This is a genomic window from Vibrio sp. V43_P6S15P86 (assembly GCF_009904725.1).
Taxonomy (GTDB): domain Bacteria; phylum Pseudomonadota; class Gammaproteobacteria; order Enterobacterales; family Vibrionaceae; genus Vibrio; species Vibrio diabolicus.
In genome coordinates, this window is record NZ_WXWT01000195.1 from 1 (window position 1) to 22918 (window position 22918).

Below are 22918 nucleotides of genomic sequence, written 5' to 3' on the forward strand. Positions count from 1 at the left end.
TTGTAGGGCCAACAACCTCATTGCCCATAACGTTAAATAATCATTTTCATAATTAACGATAATTTCCAGTTAATTTAGAGTAGCGATAAGGTTTGCACCGTGATTACGCAACGTTATGAAAGGCGACTTATGAAGTTTCTCCACACGATGATCCGTGTTGTTGACCTAGACAAATCTATCGAATTTTATACAAAAGTTCTGGGTATGAGCGTTTTGGATCGTTTTGAAAACCAAGAATACCGTTACTCACTGGTGTTTGTTGGTAGCCCTGATCAACCAGATGGCGCGACCATCGAGCTAACTTACAACTGGGATACTGGCAGTTACGACTTAGGTAACGCATTCGGTCACATAGCGCTTGGGTGTGAAGACATTTACGCAGCTTGCGAAAAAATCAAAGCGCTTGGCGGCAACGTCACTCGCGAACCCGGTCCAATGAAAGGAGGAGAAACGCACATCGCCTTCATTAAAGATCCCGACGGCTACCCAATCGAACTGATTCAAACTAAACAATAACGAGGTTTCCTATGACAGACGCATTATTTCAACCGATTCAACTTGGCTCTCTCTCATTAAAAAACCGCATCGTCATGCCTCCGATGACGCGCTCTCGAGCCTCTCAACCGGGTAATGTTGCCAACGACATGATGGCCACCTACTACGCTCAACGCGCCGAAGCGGGATTAATCGTTGCTGAAGGCACGCAAATTTCACCAATGGGTCAAGGCTACGCGTGGACACCGGGTATTTATAGCCCAGAACAAATTGCTGGCTGGAAAAAAGTAACTGATGCAGTGCACGAGAAAGGCGGCGTTATCTTCGCGCAATTATGGCACGTTGGTCGTGTGACTCATCCTGACAACATCGGCGGCGAGCAACCTATTTCTTCTTCTGCGCTTAAAGCAGAAAACGTGAAAGTATTTATCGACAATGGCACAGACGAACCTGGCTTTGTCGACGTGGTTGAGCCACGTGAAATGACCAAACAAGACATCAAGAATGTTATTGAAGAATACCGACAAGCCGCATTAAACGCGATAGAAGCTGGGTTTGATGGTGTCGAACTTCACGCAGCAAATGGCTACTTGGTTAACCAGTTTATCGATTCTGAAGCGAACAACCGCACCGATGAATACGGCGGCTCAATTGAAAACCGTCTGCGTTTTCTTGGTGAAGTGGTCGAAGCGATGACGCAAGCCATTGGCGCAGAGCGTGTTGGTGTTCGCCTTGCACCATTCACTTCGTTAAACGGCACCGTTGATAGCACACCAGTCGACACCTACACCGCTGCTGCTGCGCTGCTTGATAAACTCAATGTGGTTTACATTCACATTGCAGAAGTGGATTGGGACGACGCGCCAGACACTCCGCACGACTTTAAAACCGCAGTTCGTGAGGCGTATAAAGGCACACTGATCTATGCCGGTCGTTACAACGCAGAAAAGGCGCAACACGCCATTGAAAGTGGTTTAGCCGGCATGATCGGTTTTGGTCGTCCGTTTGTTGCAAACCCAGACTTACCAAGCCGCATCAAGCATGGCTATCCGCTGGCAGAACATGACCCTACGACATTGTTCGGCGGCAATGAAAAAGGCTTAGTGGACTACCCTGCGTATCACGCGGGTTAATTCATCTGCGTAAAGCTGATTCGCAACTCGCGACAAACCAACAGCTAACCCAAAAGAACCTTGCTCTTCCCCCTGTGACGCCAAGATACAGGGTTCTTTTTTAGGCAAGCCACCAAGAATTAACGTCTTTGACAAGATGTACAACCTCGGCACGCAGAGCGCGTCGTTTTACTTAGCAAACTGCGTTGTACTTTACAGTAGGCATTTTTCAGTGCGCGGCGGCCTGAAAACCAATCATCCGGTTTAGTGAGGATTAAGTAGCCATTAAATCTCTTAACCAACTCGGTTCGGTTGTTTTCGATAAATCGGCTATCAAACTCGATTTCGAAGTAATCCAACGCTTCTTCGATACAAGTAAAGCTGGCAATTTTTTCCTGAATCGTATTCTCTGTCATTGTTTCTTTAGCGTTATCATTTTCAATGAAGTCTAAGAGACTCGCGCTTTACGTTCTTTGATTTAGCGCTTCTTAACATCACTCTTTCTGGGATTTCCATATTGAAATTCAATTTAGGAATTCGTTATTTCCCCCAGCCTTTTCATTTTGACAATCAATTTAAGGTGCTGATTTAAAGCAACATTATTTCTGGTTCATATTTTGCTCTACTTCGTTAAACGGAATGTTGGAGGGACACGATATGACTTACAGAGCGGAAGTAGACGGATTAAGGGCGATTGCTGTCACGTTGGTAATTTTGTTTCATGCAGGAGTTGAGCAGTTCGCTGGTGGCTTTATTGGCGTCGACGTATTTTTTGTTATCAGTGGCTATTTGATCACCACCATCGTGATTAACGATTTGGAAAACCAGAAGTTCAACCTCGGTGATTTTTATGAGCGACGCATTCGCCGCATACTTCCCCTGCTACTGGTGGTGATTGCCGTAAGCTATTTGATGTCTTGGTGGCTATTTTTGCCACAAGCACACAAAGACGTTGGTCAGTTCGCAGTGTCTTCTATTCTTTCTTCATCCAACATTCTTCTGTATTTAAAAGGCCACAATTACTTCGGTTTAGAAGATCAAGCCAATCCGCTGTTTCACACTTGGAGCTTGGGCGTTGAAGAACAATACTACATTGTCATTCCTTTGCTACTCATGCTTCTCGCTCGTGGCAAAAACGCGTTTTTCCTGACTTTTTTTGTCGCGGTATTTGCGCTGAGTTTGATAACTATTGTCTATGCGAGCAACGATCCTGATTTCGCCTTCTACATGATCTTCTCTCGTGCTTGGGAGCTGGCAACCGGTTCATTACTCGCATTAGTAATGAGAAAAGTTCAAGTTCAATCCAACGATACGCTGGCAACCATTGGCATCGTTTTGATATTGGCTTCCGCGCTTTTGTTTGAAAAATCGCAAGATGGCGCGGGTATCACTTTGCTGGTGCCGGTCATCGGTAGCGCGTTGGTGATTTTGTTTGCCTCTAAAGACAATGTCTGCGGTAAATTGCTGAGCCTCAAATGGGTCGTGTTCGTCGGCTTAATCAGCTACAGCTTATACTTGTGGCACATTCCATTATTTGTCTTTTACCGCTACGTGTTGGACGCAACACAAGACGTCAATATCCCACTTTACGTTGTCACTCTGTTTGTACTTTCTTACTTCACTTGGCGCTTTATTGAAAAGCCGTTCCGTAGCCGAAAAGCCATGAGCATGCGCACTGTGTCCGCGGTTATTGTGTTGTTGACGTTGCCCTTGCTAACGTTCGGCGTTATCGGTCATCAAAACGGTGGTTTTCCAGAAAGAAGCGCATTTTTCGAAGCCATGCGCGTTAATAACGGTTACGGTTTAAATTGCAACGGCAACACTGACGTTAACGATGTGTGCTCGTCTGTGCCGCAGCCCACCATCGCTGTGTTAGGCAATAGTCACAGCATGGTTTACGTGAAGCGTCTGTCCGAAGTAACACCAACTGGCGTGGTGCAACTTACTCAAGATTCCTGTGCAGTCGGTTATGTCGACATCATCAAAGATGCTGGATCAATTTCTTGCCGACAGTTCTTCAAACAGGCAGTCGATACCATTTTGCGTACCCCTTCTATTCGTCGCGTCGTTATCTCTTCCAACTTCAATAAAGAGCTTTCACAAGCCGATTATGAGGCATCATTAACTGGATTGTTGAATGAACTGGAAGGGAAAGAAGTGGTCGTTTTCGGCCCAACGCCTTCTGCACCTTTTGCGGTAGGAGAATGCCTTTGGAAAGCGCGTTTGTTTGGCGAGACAGAAGAGTCTGCCTGCGACTTTTCTCCCAAGCGACATCATCCAAAAAACGTGGCGAAGTTAGTGAACTACTTTGAGCAATTTGAGCACGTTGAGTTTGTCGACTTGACCGATGCCATTTGCAGAAATGGCGTATGTCGAATGAAAGTTGGTGCGAACAACGCCATGTATACCGATGACAGCCATTTATCTTACAAAGGTGCTGAGTTAGTGCTTGGGCATTACCACAACAGTACGAATGAAGCGCAACAGTTCACTTACGACCGACAATAACCAAGAGAATAAACTTTTATGCTTCAGCGCTTATCTCAGGTAAGCGCTGAATATTTTAAAGCGAGAGAAAGCCAGCGCGTTTATTTGAAAATGCGTGGGTCAAACGCGAAATCGAGCTTTTCGGCTTTCTTGATGATCTCTTTCATTTTGGGATGATTTGGGTTCACCACGTAGTTTTTATCACGAGGTGAAATCGTTGAAGGCACTTGCAGCGCGGCAAACTCAGGATGAGGATCATTGAGAAACTGGTCACCAATGTACTGTGTAGACTCGCTCGCCGGTATTGCTCGCCACGTCACTGGAAGATCTTCTTCATCTAAGGTGGCGATGAGGTATTCTGGCATTTCAATACGATATAAATCGTACAGTTTGGTGATAGCTGGATCGTTATTTACGTGAACAAACACTTCCAACGAGCAAAGGGATTCCGATTCAGAGAAGTAGAGGGCTTCGGTTCCTTTTGAGTTCCATCGCCCTCCAAACAACTTTGCGCCAACGGGGCTGAATGGCGTGTCAGCAAATTTCTTTTGTGTGAGACGATAGAGCTTCATATTACGAGAACACCCCGTGCTCTAAACGGCCGATCAAATCTTTTACGATTTCAAAATCCACCGTGGTCGACACCATATCAAGTGGACGTTTTCCACCTAAGCCGTACACATTTTCTCTCATCCATTTTAACGCGCGCTCTTCGTCGTCAAACAACTCTGTTGCGAGTTTCAATAACATCGCTAATCGATAGATTGCATCACTCTCTTGAGTATTAAAACGCTCATCATTTTTAAGACGACGCTTAATTGTACTAACAGGAATCAGTGTCACATGTTGGAATTCACTTTGAGAAAGCTTTACTCGATCAACAATGTTCCGGTATACCTTGGGCTCAAAGCCTTTGTGAACCGCATCAATACGACCCGTTTCAGCATCTTCAATACCTAACATAAGCCAGAAATTGGCTTTATGAGATTGTTTCGGCTTAAAGCTTTTTAATGCTGCAGTTGCCATATCAGGCTCCTATGGTTCATATGGTCTAGTTATTATGGCTCAAATGAGCTTAGTTTTCAATCAAAGTAACAATCAAAGTAAAAAGACAGGTAAAGAAAAAGGCGAGCTTTGCGCCCGCCTCTCTTACTTATTCATCAACTTTGTTTACGCATCTACCGATTTGCATCGTTTCACTTACTACAAGTCAAAACGGTCGGCGTTCATGACTTTCGTCCATGCAGCGATGAAGTCGTGGATGAATTTTTCCTGATTATCATCTTGCGCATACACTTCCGCGTACGAACGTAGAATCGAGTTTGAGCCAAAGACAAGATCCACACGGGTTGCCGTCCACTTCACAGCGTCGGTTTTACGATCACGGATTTCATATTGATTAGCACTCACTGGTTTCCACGTATATGCCATGTCAGTAAGGTTCACGAAGAAATCATTCGACAAAGTGCCGACTCGGTCAGTAAATACGCCCTCTTTTCCACCACCGTAGTTACTGCCTAAAACGCGCATACCACCGATAAGTACCGTCATTTCTGGCGCCGTTAGCCCCATAAGCTGAGCACGATCTAATAAAAGCTCTTCTGGCTTAACCGCGTAGTCTTTCTTCAACCAATTTCGGAAACCGTCAGCAACAGGCTCAAGAACTTCGAATGATTCAACATCCGTCATCTCTTGGGTGGCATCACCTCGGCCTGGCGCGAATGGTACGGAAACATCATGACCTGCGGCACGCGCAGCCAGTTCAATACCTACGTTACCAGCAAGCACGATAGCATCTGCAACACTACAGCCCTCTTCTGCTGCTATTTTTTCTAGCACAGCAAGAACACGATTTAGACGCTCTGGCTCGTTTCCTTGCCAATCTTTTTGCGGAGCCAAACGAATTCTCGCGCCATTTGCACCGCCTCGGCGGTCAGAGCCACGGTAAGTACGCGCACTATCCCACGCCGTACTTACTAACTCACTAATGGATAGGCCACTTGCTTCGATTTTTGTTTTCACTAAATCAACATCGTAGTCTGTCTTACCTGCGGGCGTTGGGTCTTGCCAAATAAGAGCTTCGCTTGGCACATCAGGGCCGAAATAACATGATTTTGGTCCTAGATCGCGGTGTGTCAACTTAAACCAGGCACGAGCAAAGACGTCATCAAAGTACGCTGGGTCATTTTGGAACTTTTCTGCAATCTTACGATATTCAGGGTCCATTTTAAGCGCCATATCGGCGTCGGTCATGATTGGATTGTAGCGCTTAGAACCGTCTTCAACATCGACAGGCTTGTCTTCTTCTTCAATGTCGATTGGCTCCCATTGCCATGCACCTGCTGGGCTCTTTTTCAGTTCCCAGTCATACTTAAATAGTAGGTGGAAGTATCCGTAGTCCCATTGTGTAGGGTGTGTTGTCCAAGCACCTTCAATGCCACTCGTTACCGTGTCACGGCCAATACCACGTGTTTTGTGGTTAATCCAGCCAAGACCTTGCTCATGAACGTCTGCTGCTTCGGGCTCTGGGCCAAGGTTTGCGGCATCACCATTACCATGACACTTACCCACCGTGTGACCACCAGCTGTGAGCGCGACGGTTTCTTCATCGTTCATTGCCATTCGCGCAAAGGTCACTCGCATGTCATGTGCTGTTTTGAGAGGATCTGGGTTACCGTCTACCCCTTCAGGGTTCACATAGATAAGACCCATCATTACCGCAGCAAGCGGGTTTTCTAAATCTCGCTCACCAGAGTAGCGGCTGTTATCAGCGTCACTTGTGGCTAACCATTCTTGCTCAGAGCCCCAGTAAGTGTCTTTTTCTGGGTGCCAAATGTCCTCTCGTCCAAACGCAAAGCCAAAGGTCTTAAAACCCATGGATTCGTACGCCATGTTACCGGCAAGGACAATCAGGTCTGCCCAACTTAGTTTGTTGCCATATTTTTTCTTGATTGGCCATAAAAGGCGTCGAGCCTTATCGAGGTTGGCGTTATCTGGCCAAGAGTTGAGAGGAGCAAAGCGTTGGTTACCTGTAGCAGCACCGCCACGGCCATCCGCAATACGATAACTGCCCGCTGCATGCCATGCCATTCGGATCATTAAACCACCGTAGTGTCCCCAGTCGGCAGGCCACCAGTCTTGGCTATCAGTCATTAAATCTTTTAAATCTTTTTTAAGTGCTTCGACATCTAGCTTTTTCAGTTCTTCTTTGTAATTAAAGTCCTGACCAAATGGGTTGGTTTTGGAGTCGTGTTGATGCAGGATGTCTAAGTTCAAGGCATTCGGCCACCAATCCATCACCGACTTATCTGTAGATGTTTGCCCACCATGCATAACTGGACATTTACCTACCGAACCGCCGTTTGCTTTGCTCATATAATGCTCCTTCGTATCGTGGTTGTGGTAACCACTCTTTGTTATTCAATAAATCGAATATCCACCTAAAACAGCGTAGTCCATACACTGAATTTTTAGTTAACGCCAAGTCAAAATTTCCATATCTTGGCTAATAAATAATGGTTATCAAACATGTACCTATATGCAGAAAATATGGATAGAGATCAGTTTAAGTCCATACCTGAATACTTGATCCCAGACAGCCTCGCCATGTTGTGATCCCATGTAGCTAAATCATGGCGACTAAATTCATTCAGAGCGTGGTGACCACATGCCCTTGCCATAACTTGCATGAGCTCGACCGAGGATTCGAAGAAATTTTTCAGTTGCTGAGATGACTTTTCGATATCGAGACGCTGCCTCAAATCGGCATTTTGCGTTGCGATTCCCGCAGGGCAATTATTGGTGTTACAAATCCGGGCCGCGACGCAACCGATCGATTGCATCGCACTGCTTGCTATCGCCACTCCGTCTGCCCCAAGTGCCAACGCTTTGACAAAATCCATAGGAACTCGCAACCCACCAGTGATGATTAATGTGACGCGGTCACTTGCGCCTTTTTCATCTAAGTATTTACGTGCGCGGGCTAACGCAGGAATGGTCGGTACGCTAATGTGATCACGGAACATGGTTGGTGCCGCGCCCGTACCACCACCACGGCCATCGAGAATGATGTAATCGGCACCCGCATCGAGCGCAAATTGTATGTCCTGCTCAATATGGTTGGCACTGAGTTTAAAGCCAATTGGAATGCCGCCAGTGATGCCACGGACTCTGTCAGCAAACTTTCTGAAATCGTGAGTAGTATGAAGGTCTTTAAATGTTGGCGGTGAGATTGCTGGTTGGCCTTCGGGGATACCTCTCACCTGAGAGATCTTACCCACATTTTTATTTGCTGGAAGATGACCACCCGTGCCTGTTTTGGCGCCCTGCCCACCTTTAAAATGAAAAGCCTGAACATTAAGAAGCTTAGATTCATCGTAGCCAAACTGAGCACTGGCAAGCTCATAGAAATACCGCGAATTTGCAGCTTGTTCTTCAGGTAACATCCCCCCTTCACCGGAGCAAATCCCAGTCCCTGCCAACTCAGCACCTTTTGCTAGCGCAATTTTCGCCTCTTCCGAAAGTGCGCCAAAACTCATGTCCGATACCAATAAAGGGATAGCAAGTTTGAGCGGCTTACGCGCATTTGGCCCCACAATCAACTCGGTAGACACGGGAACGTCTTCTAACAACGGTTGTGTCGCCATTTGCGCCACCATGATTTGTATAGCATCCCAATGTGGTAGCAAATGCCTAGGAACCCCCATTGCTGCCATCGGACCATGATGACCGAGTTTAGAGAGCCCTTCTCTCGCTAATTGGTGGATAAACTCTAGGGTTGGTTCTTCTTGAGTAGCGGACGCGGTCGGTTTGTCACTTTTCTCTCGCTTTTGCTCAGGGCCTTCTTTGCCTACTTGCTCATTAGAAAAACGCTTATGTGTACCATCACAAAAAGGAGCATTGGCGGTATGCTTACATTGGCAGAGATAGGCATCTTCGTCTTTTTCCGCACTAAAGCTCATTGGCTTTAAGCCGGTTCCCGAATGAGACCCATCGCAGTAAGGTTGATTTTTAGAACGCCCACATCGGCAGAAGTAGTATTCTTGCCCAGCTTTCAACTCTACTTTGATCGGCTTGTTATCAGCGATGATTGGCTTGCTCATGTTGCCCCCTATTTATATGCTTTCTCGCTGGCTTGCAATAAGCGTAGAACAGGAGCGTAAAGAGCGTCAGTGTAGCCGAGTAAAATACGCGATTGTCGCCCGACTAACCTATACTTTTTATGGGTCTCATACACGTGGAGGCTATATGACGATTGCAACCCGATTAGATGAATATTTGACTGAGCATAACATTCACTTTCAAACCGTGAATCACAGCCACAGTCATAGCTCGCTACAAAGTGGTGTTGCAGCAGGTGTGCCTTTAATGAATATCGCAAAAGGTGTGATTCTAGAGGATCATGAAGGGCGTCATATGATGGCGGTCTTACCTGCCAACAACAAAATCAGTTTGTCGAGATTAAACGACGAATTTAATGCCACCTTCCACTTGGTGAAAGAGCGTATGGTTTACCGACTCTTCACCGATTGTGAACACGGCGCTATTCCACCAATTGGTAGCCCTTACCACATGTCGACCGTTTGTGATGAAAGATTAGCAAACTTGGAACATGTCTACCTTGAAGCTGGCGATCATGAAACTCTGATTAAGCTGGACCGAAAGGCGTTTAAAGAACTGATGAACGACTGTAGATATCTAAGATTCAGCAGTGAAGTTCTGCATTAAACTTGCCAAGATCTCTCGACATTTCCTGAACAAGGCTCTTTCAACAAGAGCCTTTCTTTGTGCTTTATCTCAAATACTTAGCTTTCTGAGACTAACTTATTGCGATAAACCCGAGTCGGTCGCCCTACTTTCCCGTGTTCTAAAAAGGCCACCAACTCACCTTGTTCAACGGCTTTATCCAAATAACGACGAGCCGTGCTCTTACTGATGGTTAAGCTTTCCGACACACTCAATGCGGTGTGCTCAACATGCACGTGCGTAAACAGGTCCACTACCTGACGGAACATAAAAGGATCTAAGCCAGCCAAATCCGTTGGCGTGCCTTTTCCAAGATGGAACAAATCATCAAGCTGCGACTGTCGAAAACTCTCTTGGCTACGCATATGGTTTTTGACCTTTGCGAAACGGAGCAAGCTTTCGGTTAGTCTTGAGTAATCAACGGGCTTTACGAGGTAATCAAATGCGCCGAAACGATGAGCTTTTTGAACCGTAGATGCGTCATTGGCCGCCGTGACCAAAATGCATTCTGGTCTCAGGTCGCTCTCTAACCATTGATAAACCAGCTCGACACCTTGCCCGTCTGGCAAGTAGTTGTCGACGATGACCAAATCCGGCTTAGTATGCGTCACTAGCTGCTGGGCAATGTGAATACTGCCGGCAATACCGACGACTTGATATTGTTCCACTTGCTCGATGAAATGGTGATGAAGCTCTGCAATGTTGGGATCATCTTCCACTATGACTACTTTTATCATCCTAACTCCTTGGGAAAATAGATCGTAAACGCGGTTTCTTGCTCGTCACTGTCCAACTCCATATGCCCATTGCCTTGCTCAACGATGGAACGTACAAGGTACATGCCTACTCCATGATCGGCTTTGTTTTGCTTAGTGGTAAAGCCCAATTCGCACAACGCATCAAATTCACTCTCGATCAGCGGGCCATTGTTCGAAACCTGAATGGTGTACTCACAGGCCGATTCTGAAATACCGATGTGTACATGACCGTTCTCTTGTCCTTTCACCGCTTCCAAAGCGTTTTGAGCTAAATTGCCAATCAACCCACACAATTGTTCTTCTGACAAACGGCGAGACAGTGCGCTCAAATCACTTTGGCAGTCAATGCTCAGTGCCACACCCAGTTCGTTGGCTTTGCTCGCCTTTGCCAAAATCAAGGCTGACAAGGCCGGCCTGCTATTCAGCGCATGTAGCGAGTCCAGTTGTGATTGACTGGCTTTCGCTTGCGACAAACAAACTGAAAGCGCTTTATCGTAAGCCCCCATTTGTAAGAGGCCCGAGATAGTCGAAAGCTTATTTTGATACTCGTGACGCGCAACGCGCATGTTCTCCATGTACTGCGTCACCTGACTGATTTTCTCCGAGAGTACGTGCATCTCATTTTGGTCACGCAAGCTAAACACTGCGCCATAAGGTTCACCTGTCGACGTACGAAGCGTAACTCGGTTCATCACCAAGTTTTTGCCATTCACGCGAATCAATCCATTAATGTAATCGTCACCTTTCAGCGAAAAACTTTCTGGGTTATCTATCCCATCGGTAAATACGTTGCCAAGCTCTTGATGATAGTTGAGCATAGCGCGAGCGGAATCATTAATAAGATACAAACTTCCCTCGGAGTTTATCGCGACCAATCCTTCATACGTCGCTTGCAACACGCCTTGATGCGTTTTTAATGCCTGTTTAAGCTGCCAAGGTTCTAACTCTTGCATTTGAGTTCGAACATAGCGAGAAAACTTCCAAGACAACCAAATACAAATAGCGACGGCAATGATTCCGAACGATATCAAAGGCAACAACCGTTCGCTTGTCCAGAGATCCAAAGTATCAATCAAATAGCCAACTTTGATCATACCAATCACATCGCCTTCACTGGAAAAAATGGGAGATATGTAACGAACCGATGGCCCTAAAGATCCCACGCCATAAGAAAGGTAGGACTCGCCGTTTTCCAGCGCTCTTTCAATGTCACCTCCCAATACAGGCAGACCAACGCGTTCAGCGACAGGATGTGCCAGCCGAATTCCTGCGCGATCACTCACGGTGATAAAGTCCGCATCACTCACCGCCTGAACCGCATTGATGATTTCTGACGTTTTGCTTGCGCTACCAGACCCAACAGCGGCAATAAGGCTGGACAATTGCGAGAGCTGCTGCGACTGAACTTGAGCACGTAGGCTGATTTGATGAGTGAGGATGTCGTCCAACTGATGAGCACTGTAACTCCACCAACTCAACATGCCCAATAGCATTACACCACTGAGCAATACAGCCAGTTGTTTAGTAAAAGAAAAAGAAGCAAACGGCACGACAGGATTCCAAGAGATGACTTGCCCTAAGTTTACCGCAATTCCTTATTCGACTTAGGGGCTCTCACCATGAATTTTGACGCGGATCTCAGTAGTGATTTTTATGACTTTTATTAATTTAATGCGTTTATTCTCAATTATTTTTCAAACAGATTTTGTCGTGACATGCAAATTGATAAAGAGCTCAAGTACGTCGTTGATGAAATTGATTTTTCTCAGTTTTTTGCCATTTCCAAACCCTATGATGAAGAAAAATAACTTGGAGATGGATGTATGAATAGTTCCCAAATGAAAATGCTCCTACTGGTCGCGATAGGCTGCATCTTATGGTTTATCCCAACCCCAGAAGGACTCACCGATCAAGCTTGGCAAATGATGGCGATATTCGTCACCACCGTACTAAGCTTGATCCTCGCCCCACTTCCTCTTGGCGCGATGGCGTTGATGGGTTTGACGCTCGCGACACTGCTTGGCGTACTACCAATCAAAACCGCACTGACTGGCTTCGCGCACCCAACGATTTGGATGATTGCAGCTGCGTTCTTTATCTCTCGCGGTTTTATTACCACCGGCTTTGGTCGACGAGTCGGATACTGGTTTATCTCTAAACTTGGTCACAACTCATTAGGCCTTGCTTACGGCTTAGTGTTGACTGATTTGCTGTTTGCACCTGCAACCCCAAGTACCACCGCGCGTTGTGGCGGTATTATTTCTCCGCTATTTCGCTCGGTTGCGAGTGCTTATGATTCCGACCCAGAAAAAGGTACTGAGAACCGAATCGGCGCATTTTTGGTGCAATGTATCTTCCAATGTAACGCGATTACTTGTGCGATGTTCCTGACCTCTATGGCAGGTAACCCACTCGCCGCTAACTTCGCAAAAGAACAAGGCGTTGAAATCACATGGGCTGGCTGGGCAACCGCGGCGATCGTCCCTGGTTTGTTGTGTTTGTTCCTCATCCCACTCGTGATGTACATGGTGTTTCCACCAGAGCTAAAGAAGACGCCAGAAATGCGTGAAATTGCGCGTCAAAAGCTGGCTGAAATGGGCAAAATGACGCGTGACGAACTGATGGTTTTTATCACCTTTATCGGTATGGTTTCACTTTGGGTATTGGGCCCAACATTAGGCATTCATGCAACGGTTACGGCTTTACTTGGGTTAGTTTTCTTGCTTCTCACTCACACCATCACATGGGACGCCGTTCTTGGCGAAAAAGAAGCTTGGCACACCATAACTTGGTTCGCTGTATTGGTAATGATGGCTGCACAACTTAACAAACTCGGATTCATCAGCTGGTTCAGCGAGTCTATGGCCGAGTCACTCTCCGGCTTTGGCTGGGTGACAACCATCGTCGTGCTTCTTTTGGTTTACTACTACAGCCACTATTTGATGGCGAGTGCAATGGCACACATCAGTGCGATGTACTCCGCGTTCTTGGCTATTGCGATCTCTGCTGGCGCGCCTCCAATGCTTGCTGCGATTGTTCTTGGTATTTTCAGCAACTTGTATATGTCGACCACGCATTACTCGTCTGGCCCAGCGCCAATCTTGTTTGGTGCAGGTTTCCACACTCTGCAAAACTGGTGGAAAATCGGGTTTATCTTCTCACTCATCGTCATTCCAATCTTTGTTTTTGTTGGCGGTGCGTGGTGGAAACTTCTCGGTCTTTGGTAATCCGCAATTTAGAACGCATAGAAACCAAAAAACCGCCCGTTTGGGCGGTTTTTTATCAATCAAATCATAATTATTATCGAACAAAGATCTTTTGGATCGCTTTTATCGCCATAGCCCTACGGCGCATTAATACGCTCGTTCTTGGCAACCATTTCGGTGTGTGAAGAATGGTTTTCGCATGGCTAAAAGTTCTGAATCCTTCCACTCCGTGATAATGACCAATGCCCGATTGACCAATGCCACCGAAAGGCGCATCTTCAGCCCCGACGTGTAATACCGTGTCGTTAATGCCGACTCCGCCACTGTGTGTGTTGCGCACGATATGTTTGATGGTCGATTTGTCGTCCGACATAACATACAGCGCAAGTGGTCGCTGGTGATGATTAATGTAGTCAATCGCTTCTTCTAAGCTTTTGTATGGCTTGATGGGTAGAAGTGGCCCAAAGATTTCCTCTTGCATGATTCGCATATCCGCTGACACGTTTGTAACCAAATGAGGGTACAAAAGCCGTTCCTCTTGAGGTGACGCTTCAACAGTATGGATGCTTGCGCCCTGAGCTTTGGCATCCTCAATCAGCGCAGTCAAACGATCATATTGTCGTTGATTGATAATATGGGTCAGCTTTTGATTCTTGTTGGATTTCAAATAGAGTTTTTCAAAACGTTTTAAGAACAGCGTGATGAACTCTTCGACGCGTTCTTGTGGTACAAACGCGTAATCAGGCGCGACACAAATCTGACCGGCATTGATGCATTTACCAAACAAAATCGCATCAACGGTTTTCTTCATGTCTGCATCTTCTGCAATGATCACCGGAGATTTTCCACCCAGTTCTAACGTCACTGGAGTCAGGTTATCTGCCGCTGCTTTTGCCACAGCGCGACCAACATTTGTCGAGCCAGTAAACAAAAGATGATCGAATGGCAGTTGGCTGAATGATCGTGCAACGTCCGCTTCACCTTCAAATACTTCGACATATTCAGACAACTCGCGACAAATATTGACGATGACTTTATTGGTTTTGGGCGTAAATTCGCTGAGCTTCATCATCACACGATTGCCTGCGGCCAAAGCAGTCACTAAAGGCGCAAGGCTCAAAATGACAGGAAAGTTCCACGGCGAAATGATCCCGACAACGCCGAGTGGCTGATATTGAACGGTCACTTTCGACGGAGCAAGCAACAGACCTGATTCACGTTTACTAGGTTTGCACCATTTTTTTAGCCGTTTGAGGGTGTAATTGATGTGCGAGACCGTCGGCAAAACGTCGGTCATTGCGGTATCAAATTCGGAACGATAACCAAAATCGTCACTCAGCGCTTCCACCAATGCTTGTTTATTCGCAATCAGAGCTTGTTTTAGCAAGACAAGGCGCTGCTTACGCTCATCCAAACTAGGATAAGGTTCGGCGGCATACGCCGCTTTTAAGCGATCAAGGCTTTGTTGTAACAGGTTGTCCACTTCAACCTCTGCGATTGCGTTCATGATGCTTCTCCTAACCTAGTTTCAACCAATGACGCTCCAAATTAACACGAGCACAACAATGTTACTATTGTAGCGCTCGCGAAATTAGAGTTCGAACTCTGATTAAAATATCAGTGGGTTTGGAACTAAGTCAGACGCAATTCATAAATGCCGAGCCGTTGAGAGCGGTCAAGCGTCTCGAACTCGTGATCAATGTATTCTTTTAATGTAGCACCAGCACGCTCAGCAATATTGATGCTGGCAATGTTATCTTCCATACAGTGGAATTGGATGAATTGCGCGTGCCCTTTCTGCTTCAAAAAAGGAATCAACACCGCGAGTACTTGGTCGATCACTCGGTGTCCTCGCCCATTGTTGGCAAGCCAATAGCCAATCTCAGTGACGCGTGTGTGCGAATCCACACCTTTAATGCCAATAACACCCGTAAACTGCCCATCAAAATAAATAGCGCACCAGTGGGCATCTAACGCTTTGCTGTTCACGCGCTGAGAGATGTAGTTCACCGCTTCTCTGCGGTTGGTCACAAAGTCCGTCCAAGGCAAATAGCCAGAGAGGCTGTTTCGATACGTGTTCACCACTTCCAGTAAAACGGTCGCGTGTTTGGTGGTGAGAGGCTCAATTGAGACCCTTTCTGAAACAGAAAAACTGGCCTGCATGCTATTTCCTTGATACGCCTTTTGGCACGTGACCTCATCCATCCACTTTATCCCTTTTTTCAGTAAACACTACTCACAAATCCTACCGCCTCATTGCGCTGAGAACAAACTTCCATATTCGTTATGTCAAACGTGCTTAAAAGGATGGCTATCTCGTCTAGTCTGTTTGTTCAATCAACGTAAATGGCGTCAACGACTCCACATCCACGTAATGCCTCCACACATGTTCGTAAAGGTGGTGCTGATTTGCAAACGGCGCTAGTCGCTTTGCTTCTTCAAGCGTACACCAACAATACTCAGTGTGCTCTTCATTAAGTACAACCGATTGGTTAGGTGGGCAAAGTAATACGAAGCATGGAATAATCATGATGCGGTTATTTTTTGCTTCGTAGAACTGTTCTAGAAAGTCTGCAGTATGTAACTCAACATCGTCAATTTGCGTCTCCTCTTTCAGTTCTCTGAGAATAGTTTGCCATCCGGTTTCACCGGCCTCTACACCACCAGCAACATGGCACCAATAACCACCTTTAACACGTTTGAGCAACAGCATTTTATCGACGCCATCAATTTTAGAAATGACAACGCCAGAAGTATGCGTTGCTTGTACTGGGATCATGTATGCTCCTTAAATATCTAGATATTTCCTAGATGCGCTCCATGCGCGAATGAAATATAGGGTTGTTTGAGAACCCATAGTCTACTGCTTATTCTCACTCTCGGCAGATGTGTTTGAATATCACGGATCATTTTGTGAGCTGAGTATGCTAAAGTGCGATCTGTCGCAACAAATGAGCAGTAAAATGTCTAATTCATTCAACACTCTGGTTCCCATTGGTGTGCGCTTTATGGTGCTCTCCGCATTCGGTTTCGCGCTAATGTCTGCCACAGTAAAGCATGTCAGTCTTCATGGTATCCCTGTATTTGAGATTGTTGCAGCGAGGGCACTCGTCTCACTTGTTATCAGCTATTTAGATGTTAAGCGAAAACGAATTTCTGTATGGGGCAATAATAAGCCATTACTGTTTGCGCGTGGCGCAGTGGGCACCATGGCATTGATGTGCGTATATTATTCGGTGACTACCTTACCTTTGGCAGAAGCGACCATATTCCAATACATTCACCCAGTATTTACTGCGCTCCTAGCCGTCTTTTTCTTGAAGGAACGCATTCAACCATCGACGTTCCTTTGTATTGCCTTATGCTTACTCGGCATCTATATAATGGTAAGTCCAGAAGCAGGACAAGAAGCAGAGCGCACTTTACCTATGTTTAGCGTAATGATTGCAATCTTGGGCGCATTTGGTAGCTCAATTGCTTATGTCATTGTTAGAAAACTTAGCCAAACTGAAGATAGTTCAGTGATCATTTTCTATTTCCCTCTGGTTGCTCTGCCTGCTTCACTCTTACTGATTGGCAATGATTTTGTTATGCCCGACCTGTATCTGACTTTCATGTTGGTTTCGGTTGGTGTATTCACCCAAGTTGGGCAATTGGGATTAACCAAAGCAATGCAAACTCAGCAAGCGGGCAAAGCGTCTGCTTACTCGTATATTCAGATCGTATTTTCTGTGTTGTTAGGCATCATTTTCTTCGGCGAAATCCCGCTCATCTGGACGTACATCGGTGGTGCACTAATTGTAGCGGGCGCACTCATTAACGTATTTGGCCACCATTTGCGATTGCCATTCGTTAAGCGCAGCGCTTAACCCTTCAGCCCCAAAGCGAGATAACACTAAAACGTAAAAAGCCAGAGTCGACCCTGGCTTTCTTTTTATGTTTAACCTGACGTTAAGCGGATAATTTTAATCCAGCGATACCGGCAACAATAAGCAGTAAACTCAGCAATTTTATCAGCGTCGCGGGCTCGTTAAATATGTAGATACTGACGATTGCCGTTCCAATCGCTCCTATACCTACCCAAACGCCGTAAGCGATACCGAGTGGTAGCGTCCTTAATGCAATTCCAAGTAACCAAAAGCTCAACACCATAAACGTAACGGTAAAGCCAGATGCCGCCAATTTGGTAAAACCTTGTGAGTATTTTAGTCCGACAGCCCATGCCACTTCGCATAAGCCAGCAATGAAGAGAATTCCCCAAGCCATGTCATATTTCCCAACGAGATAGGGTCGTCCCCGAGAAAAGATAGAGCGGTGAGGTCGTCCTCACTTCTTTGTGACTCGCTATTATATACAGAAAATTGAACGTAAAAAATAAAACACGGCGATAAGCATACAACTCAAACATCTCATGCACGCTTAAATTCTACGCTTTTCTTTTTAACGGTGGCGGACTCTCTATTTCGCATCAATAACGACACCGTTTTTTAACAATTTGCATATAACCTTTTGGTGTTGAAAGTGTTGCGTTTATTGCACAAATCACACAAAAACTAATTGAACATGTAAATATGAAAACGTTTGTGTGATTGATATCGCTTAAAACAATGACTGATGACTTTAATATTCAGCCGAATCAATTATAAGGTGTGACGTACCCATGAAAACAATCAAAACCTCTATCGCTCTCCTGGTTGGCGCCGCTCTATTATCTGGATGTAATGACGACACTGAATACGTCAATGTTCAGCCTAAAGAAGTAAAAATAGCGACTTACAACCTCTCTTTTGACCGTGCAACTTTTGAAGCTTTAGTGAGTGAAATGCAAATTGAACCAGCGCAGCAAACTGTATTGGTTACTGCCTATTTAGACGGTTCTATCGCCGCTGAAGACAAAACCACTGCGGAAAAAGTCATTCAAATTCGAAACGTTGCTGCGATTATTCAGAAGAATCGCCCTGACGTTCTTATGATGGCGGAATACAACAACGACGGAACAGGCGAAAACAAAGCTGCCCTTGAAGGCTTCCAGAAGAACTACCTGTCTGTCGCGCAAAGCATCAATGGTGCAGGCGGTGAAGCGAACCTTGAACCTATCGAATATCCTTACGCGGAGTCTTACTCTACCAACACAGGTTTGCTAAGCGAGTTTGACCTCGACAACAATGGAACAGCAGGTCAAATGCCGGGCGATGCATGGGGCTTTGGCATGTACCACGGTCAATATGCCTTTGCCCTAATGTCTAAATACAAAATTGATACGGCAAATACGCGCACGTTCCAAGCGTTTAAATGGAAAGATATGGAAGGTGCGAAGATTCCGACCATTACTATCTGTGACGGCTCACAAAAGATTCCAGATGGCATGAAGTGTGGTGATGAGTGGTACTCTGCAGAAGAATGGGATCAAGTACGCCTATCTTCTAAAAACCACGTAGATGCACCAATTATCATTCCGACTCGCAATGGCGAGGAAGTTGTGCATCTACTGATGTCGCACCCTACTCCACCAGTTTTCGATCCAGGTAAAAACCAAGCGCAAAACGCAGCGGAAGTGGAATTTTGGCACCATTACATCCAAGGAAAAGAATTTTTCTACGACGATGCAGGTAAACAAGGTGGCTTGGCGAGCGGTGCTAAATTCGTCATGATGGGCGACCAAAACCTCGATCCAGTTGCTGGCGATGGTATTAGCTCTGTCATGCAAGATCTGCATAGTGATCCGCTGGTTAACCAAGACGTGATGAACGGCAACCTGTACCCAACAAGCTTTGGCGCAGCTGAACACGCCGTTGAAAAGAGCTCAACTCACCCATACCCGAACCGTATAACTTCAACATTTGGTTTAGGTGTAGATTATGCCTTGCCTTCTGCAAACCTAAATGTGGTGGACTCTGGTGTATACTGGTCAGCTTCTTATGAAGAAGGTCGTAAGCTATTTAACGATGCGCGTATCGGCAAGTATGGTGATGGCAAAGATGTGTCTTCCGACCATCGCATGATCTGGATTAAAGCACAGCTCTAAACTATGTCATTTAAATAAAAAAAAACCAACCACAAGGATTCGTGATTGGCTGTATATATTTGTGAACAAAGTGGTTCACTAACAACGTCAGTTGGCTAGGTGACCCTCGGCTTAGAAAGGGTCATTCATACTGAAGCATGAGACGTGCCAACTTTGTAGCGCACAAAACAGGTTGTTATTTAACCACTTTCATTAAAACTTCACCAATAGCCACTGTTTGCTCACGCAATGAATTGCAATTTGCAAATTATAATTGGCATTTCGCAATAGACCCTACCATTAACTTTTGTTCTATGGCTTCCTAGCCAAATCACGTGCGAGGATTAATGCGAGTCCGAATACTTGCAAGAAGAGCCCAATATTCTTGTACCAAGCGATCTTTTCATCTTGCTTTGCCATTACCTCATTGAGCTCTACATTCTCAATGTAATAGTCATCAATGCGATCTCTATACGAAGCTTGTGCTTGGTTTATCTTTGACATTAGCTGAGGGAGTTTATCTATTTGTATTTCATCCAATTCGTGATGAGTCCAAGAGGATAAGTGCCCTTCCAATATCTGTTCTATCTCCGAAGGTATCGCTGCGCTCTGACCTATGTGCAAGTGAAGCAGTAACGCCTCTCTTTTTCTTTCTAGAGTTTCAACGCTATTCCACGCGAGTTGGATGGAATACAAGTTTTCCGCCTTTTGCTCTGCGAGTTGCGAATACTGTTTGCCAAGCCTATCAAGGACCAAGCTAGTAAGAACGATCGCGCCAATATTCAGTACTAACCCAATCAGAACGAGTACCCATGGCGGCGGGATATAGCTACGAAGACTTACCATAACTTATCGTACGGAAGATAAATCATATTCAACACAACCAGCGAAAGTATCACTAGGAATGTCACCTGCATGCCCCTAACACGCCTTTTTAAGTCCTCTTTCAATATACCTCGAGCATGGATAATTCGACCGATCACGAAAATAATGCCTGTGAGATGTATCCAGGTTGGGTAAGCACTATTGAATTCTAATAGTGCCATTAGAATCAGAGTAATGGGGATATATTCTGTCGCGTTACTCTGTGCACTACGAGCGATTTGGAGAGCCTCTACTCCTCCGTCAGCATAAGCAACCTGATTTAAGCGACGCTGCTTAATCACTTGAACGGCCAACCAAATAATCAGTATTGCAAGAATGCTAGCGTATAGAGCTGTGATCATATGCCGTCCTTTTTGATCCGGTTTTCATTATATAGCGTGTCACTTGGCTATAAATATAGCGGTATCCTAATGATAATGCGTCAATTAACCTCAAATTATGATTTGACTCGAATATAAGAAAACGAGCAAGAGAATACTTTATGGAACTAAAAACGCCCTCGAATAGAGGGCGTGAGAGTGGAATCGTGAATATTCAAGAATAGTGCACTATAAAGGATGATTGGCCAACTTTTTACGCTTATGCCCTTTGACAATACTTTCAAAGATTGTAAATAACAGCCCCACCCAAATAAAGGCAAAAGTCACTGCTTTAACTTCATCAAACAGTTCACCGAAAAACATCACAGCCAAAACAAATTGCAAGCTTGGTTCAATATATTGCATTAAACCAACTGTCGATAAGTTTGTTATACGTATCGCGATAGAATAAAAAATCAGTGGTAAAAGCGTGATCGGTGCGCTGCCAAAGTACAAAAGCAATGTTGTGATATCTACGCCTGAAGCCAACTCAACCACTGTCCATTGTTTGTAAAACAAATACGCCACGGCAACTGGAGTCAATAGCAGGGCCTCAACAAACAAGGTGGTACTCCAGTCGTATGTTATCTTCTTCTTGTACAAGCCATACAAAGCAAAGAACAACCCCATCGTTAGTGCGATAACAGGCAACTGGCCATAATGAATCACTTGATACATCACGCCAATTGTTGCTAGCACAATTGCGATGAGTTTGCCTTTTGAAAGCTTATCTCCAAGAATAAACACGCCTAGTGCCACAGACACTAACGGTCCAATAAAAAAGCCTAAGCTTGCATCAATGACTCGATGGTGAGTCAAGGCCCAAGTGAACGCACTCCATGAAATACACATCAAACTGCTCGCGACAAACGTGTACCACAAAGATTTTTTGTCACACCAGATTTCTTTCCAACTCGGTCCTCGACGGGTTATACCAAGCACAATTAAAAAACCGACAGGAACTGAGCCGATGATTCGCCATGCCAGCAACTCATCCATTGAAGCATTCGGTAAATAACGATAATAAATGGGTAGCAGCCCCCAAATTACAAAGGAGAATGCTGCCATAAAAGTGCCATAACGAGTGTTATTCATAAAACTATCGCTCATCTAAACGAATAAGTCAGCGCAAACAAATCGCGCTATGCATGATAAAAGGAACGCAATATCCCTGTGAATTTAAGATGCTGAGGGCATTATTGATTCAACGCTTGTACTACTGCTGTAAACCCACTCACAAAACACAACATAAGTGCTCCAAACCGAATTTTTTCTTTTGGTAACGATTGGGTGGTTTTCATCGCGAGCCAATACCCAAGTGCTGCCGCAGGTAATAGCGGAATAGTAATCACCAAATGGTGTAATGTGAAGAAACCAGCGGGAATTTGAACAACGAGCGAAATGATGGAACTGAAAACAAAAAATGCCGATAGGTTACCACGTAACTGATTCGCTTCTTGATGTTGCAACAACAACGCCATCGGTGGGCCTCCAATCGCCGAACTGGTACCAAACAATCCAGAAAAGAATCCTGCTAATGTCATACGCGCTGGTGTAGGTTCAACCCGAAACGGTAACACACTCACCACAACCGCGAATAACACCAAAAAACCAATCCAAAGTGTAAGAGCTTGAGTCGAGACAAAAAACAGTAGCAAGCCGCCAGCAACCGATCCGGGCACACGCCCAATCAATGCCATTTTTAAACCGCCGATTTCAACACTACTGCGGTGCTTCATCGCATTCATCAACGAAATAAATAACGCGACTAAACAGATTGGTGCAGGCACATACTCCGGCGCCCAAAGAATCAGTAAAGGTGCGGCAACAATTGCCAAGCCAAAGCCTATTGCGGTTTGTACATAAG

The 22918-nt window shown here is 45.4% G+C and carries 22 protein-coding genes; 7 read left to right on the forward strand and 15 right to left on the reverse strand.

Annotation, left to right across the window (positions count from 1 at the left end; all coding sequences use genetic code 11):
* Nucleotides 1-129: 129 nt before the first annotated feature.
* Both gloA and CAG69_RS08350 read left to right on the forward strand, forming a co-directional pair.
* On the forward strand, nt 130-516 hold the full coding sequence (gloA, locus tag CAG69_RS08345; protein WP_005395208.1) for a lactoylglutathione lyase: 387 nt from the start codon (nt 130-132) through the stop codon (nt 514-516).
* Nucleotides 517-527: 11 nt separating this feature from the next.
* Nucleotides 528-1628: an alkene reductase gene (locus CAG69_RS08350; RefSeq protein ID WP_161443667.1), complete on the forward strand. Its 1101-nt coding sequence runs from the start codon at nt 528-530 to the stop codon at nt 1626-1628.
* A 119-nt stretch (nt 1629-1747) separates the two neighbouring features.
* Here the strand turns inward: CAG69_RS08350 and CAG69_RS08355 are convergent, their stop codons facing one another.
* Nucleotides 1748-2023, reverse strand: coding sequence for a nitrogenase-stabilizing/protective protein NifW (locus CAG69_RS08355; protein ID WP_005498697.1), 276 nt, complete (start codon nt 2021-2023; stop codon nt 1748-1750).
* A 241-nt stretch (nt 2024-2264) separates the two neighbouring features.
* Between CAG69_RS08355 and CAG69_RS08360 the strand changes: the two genes are divergently transcribed.
* Complete coding sequence (locus tag CAG69_RS08360; protein ID WP_161443669.1) at nt 2265-4115, forward strand: acyltransferase family protein; 1851 nt, start codon at nt 2265-2267, stop codon at nt 4113-4115.
* An 80-nt stretch (nt 4116-4195) separates the two neighbouring features.
* Here the strand turns inward: CAG69_RS08360 and CAG69_RS08365 are convergent, their stop codons facing one another.
* The 4 genes from CAG69_RS08365 to CAG69_RS08380 all read right to left on the reverse strand — a co-directional run bounded on the left by CAG69_RS08365 (nt 4196) and on the right by CAG69_RS08380 (nt 9196).
* On the reverse strand, nt 4196-4666 hold the full coding sequence (locus CAG69_RS08365) for an RES family NAD+ phosphorylase (protein ID WP_005376497.1): 471 nt from the start codon (nt 4664-4666) through the stop codon (nt 4196-4198).
* 1 nt (nt 4667) lies between these two features.
* On the reverse strand, nt 4668-5120 hold the full coding sequence (parS, locus tag CAG69_RS08370) for a type II RES/Xre toxin-antitoxin system antitoxin (protein ID WP_006742299.1): 453 nt from the start codon (nt 5118-5120) through the stop codon (nt 4668-4670).
* Nucleotides 5121-5297: 177 nt separating this feature from the next.
* Entirely contained in the window at nt 5298-7469 is a 2172-nt protein-coding gene (gene katG, locus CAG69_RS08375; protein WP_161443671.1) for a catalase/peroxidase HPI, read from the reverse strand.
* Nucleotides 7470-7654: 185 nt separating this feature from the next.
* Nucleotides 7655-9196 carry a glutamate synthase-related protein gene (locus CAG69_RS08380; protein ID WP_161443673.1) on the reverse strand — a complete coding sequence of 514 codons (1542 nt, stop codon included), beginning with the start codon at nt 9194-9196 and terminating at the stop codon, nt 7655-7657.
* A gap of 145 nt (nt 9197-9341) precedes the next feature.
* On the opposite strand from CAG69_RS08380, the gene CAG69_RS08385 reads away from it, so the two are divergent.
* Nucleotides 9342-9821 (forward strand): aminoacyl-tRNA deacylase, encoded by a 480-nt coding sequence (locus tag CAG69_RS08385; RefSeq protein ID WP_005376501.1) that lies wholly within the window; start codon nt 9342-9344, stop codon nt 9819-9821.
* A 77-nt stretch (nt 9822-9898) separates the two neighbouring features.
* Here the strand turns inward: CAG69_RS08385 and CAG69_RS08390 are convergent, their stop codons facing one another.
* Together CAG69_RS08390 and CAG69_RS08395 are read right to left on the reverse strand one after the other, a co-directional pair.
* Entirely contained in the window at nt 9899-10576 is a 678-nt protein-coding gene (locus tag CAG69_RS08390; protein ID WP_161443675.1) for a response regulator, read from the reverse strand.
* Nucleotides 10573-12147, reverse strand: a complete 1575-nt coding sequence (locus tag CAG69_RS08395; protein WP_161443677.1) for an ATP-binding protein — start codon at nt 12145-12147, stop codon at nt 10573-10575. Before CAG69_RS08395 ends, CAG69_RS08390 begins: the two co-directional genes overlap by 4 nt.
* A 273-nt stretch (nt 12148-12420) precedes the next feature.
* Here CAG69_RS08395 and CAG69_RS08400 point away from each other — a divergent pair, with 273 nt between their 5' ends.
* Nucleotides 12421-13824: an anion permease gene (locus CAG69_RS08400; RefSeq protein ID WP_161443679.1), complete on the forward strand. Its 1404-nt coding sequence runs from the start codon at nt 12421-12423 to the stop codon at nt 13822-13824.
* A 73-nt stretch (nt 13825-13897) separates the two neighbouring features.
* Here CAG69_RS08400 and CAG69_RS08405 read toward each other — a convergent pair whose 3' ends face one another.
* The 3 genes from CAG69_RS08405 to CAG69_RS08415 all read right to left on the reverse strand — a co-directional run bounded on the left by CAG69_RS08405 (nt 13898) and on the right by CAG69_RS08415 (nt 16582).
* Complete coding sequence (locus tag CAG69_RS08405) at nt 13898-15310, reverse strand: coniferyl aldehyde dehydrogenase (RefSeq protein WP_161443681.1); 1413 nt, start codon at nt 15308-15310, stop codon at nt 13898-13900.
* Nucleotides 15311-15435: 125 nt separating this feature from the next.
* On the reverse strand, nt 15436-16008 hold the full coding sequence (locus CAG69_RS08410; protein ID WP_161443683.1) for a GNAT family N-acetyltransferase: 573 nt from the start codon (nt 16006-16008) through the stop codon (nt 15436-15438).
* Nucleotides 16009-16123: 115 nt separating this feature from the next.
* Nucleotides 16124-16582, reverse strand: a complete 459-nt coding sequence (locus CAG69_RS08415) for an NUDIX hydrolase (RefSeq protein ID WP_161443685.1) — start codon at nt 16580-16582, stop codon at nt 16124-16126.
* A 184-nt stretch (nt 16583-16766) separates the two neighbouring features.
* Here CAG69_RS08415 and CAG69_RS08420 point away from each other — a divergent pair, with 184 nt between their 5' ends.
* Nucleotides 16767-17672 (forward strand): DMT family transporter, encoded by a 906-nt coding sequence (locus CAG69_RS08420; RefSeq protein ID WP_161443687.1) that lies wholly within the window; start codon nt 16767-16769, stop codon nt 17670-17672.
* Between the two features lie 82 nt (nt 17673-17754).
* Here CAG69_RS08420 and CAG69_RS08425 read toward each other — a convergent pair whose 3' ends face one another.
* Nucleotides 17755-18069 carry a DMT family transporter gene (locus CAG69_RS08425; protein ID WP_005395239.1) on the reverse strand — a complete coding sequence of 105 codons (315 nt, stop codon included), beginning with the start codon at nt 18067-18069 and terminating at the stop codon, nt 17755-17757.
* Between the two features lie 394 nt (nt 18070-18463).
* Between CAG69_RS08425 and CAG69_RS08430 the strand changes: the two genes are divergently transcribed.
* A complete protein-coding gene (locus CAG69_RS08430) occupies nt 18464-19828 on the forward strand; it encodes an endonuclease/exonuclease/phosphatase family protein (protein ID WP_161443689.1) in 1365 nt (454 codons plus the stop codon).
* Nucleotides 19829-20119: 291 nt separating this feature from the next.
* Here the strand turns inward: CAG69_RS08430 and CAG69_RS08435 are convergent, their stop codons facing one another.
* The 4 genes from CAG69_RS08435 to CAG69_RS08450 form a co-directional block, all read right to left on the reverse strand.
* Nucleotides 20120-20653 carry a DNA mismatch repair protein gene (locus CAG69_RS08435; protein WP_161443691.1) on the reverse strand — a complete coding sequence of 178 codons (534 nt, stop codon included), beginning with the start codon at nt 20651-20653 and terminating at the stop codon, nt 20120-20122.
* On the reverse strand, nt 20647-21033 hold the full coding sequence (locus CAG69_RS08440; protein WP_012842326.1) for an MAPEG family protein: 387 nt from the start codon (nt 21031-21033) through the stop codon (nt 20647-20649). Before CAG69_RS08440 ends, CAG69_RS08435 begins: the two co-directional genes overlap by 7 nt.
* A 207-nt stretch (nt 21034-21240) precedes the next feature.
* Nucleotides 21241-22146 carry an EamA family transporter RarD gene (gene rarD, locus CAG69_RS08445; RefSeq protein ID WP_161443693.1) on the reverse strand — a complete coding sequence of 302 codons (906 nt, stop codon included), beginning with the start codon at nt 22144-22146 and terminating at the stop codon, nt 21241-21243.
* A gap of 101 nt (nt 22147-22247) precedes the next feature.
* On the reverse strand, nt 22248-22918 hold a 671-nt coding region (locus tag CAG69_RS08450), incomplete at its 5' end, for a sulfite exporter TauE/SafE family protein (RefSeq protein ID WP_161443695.1).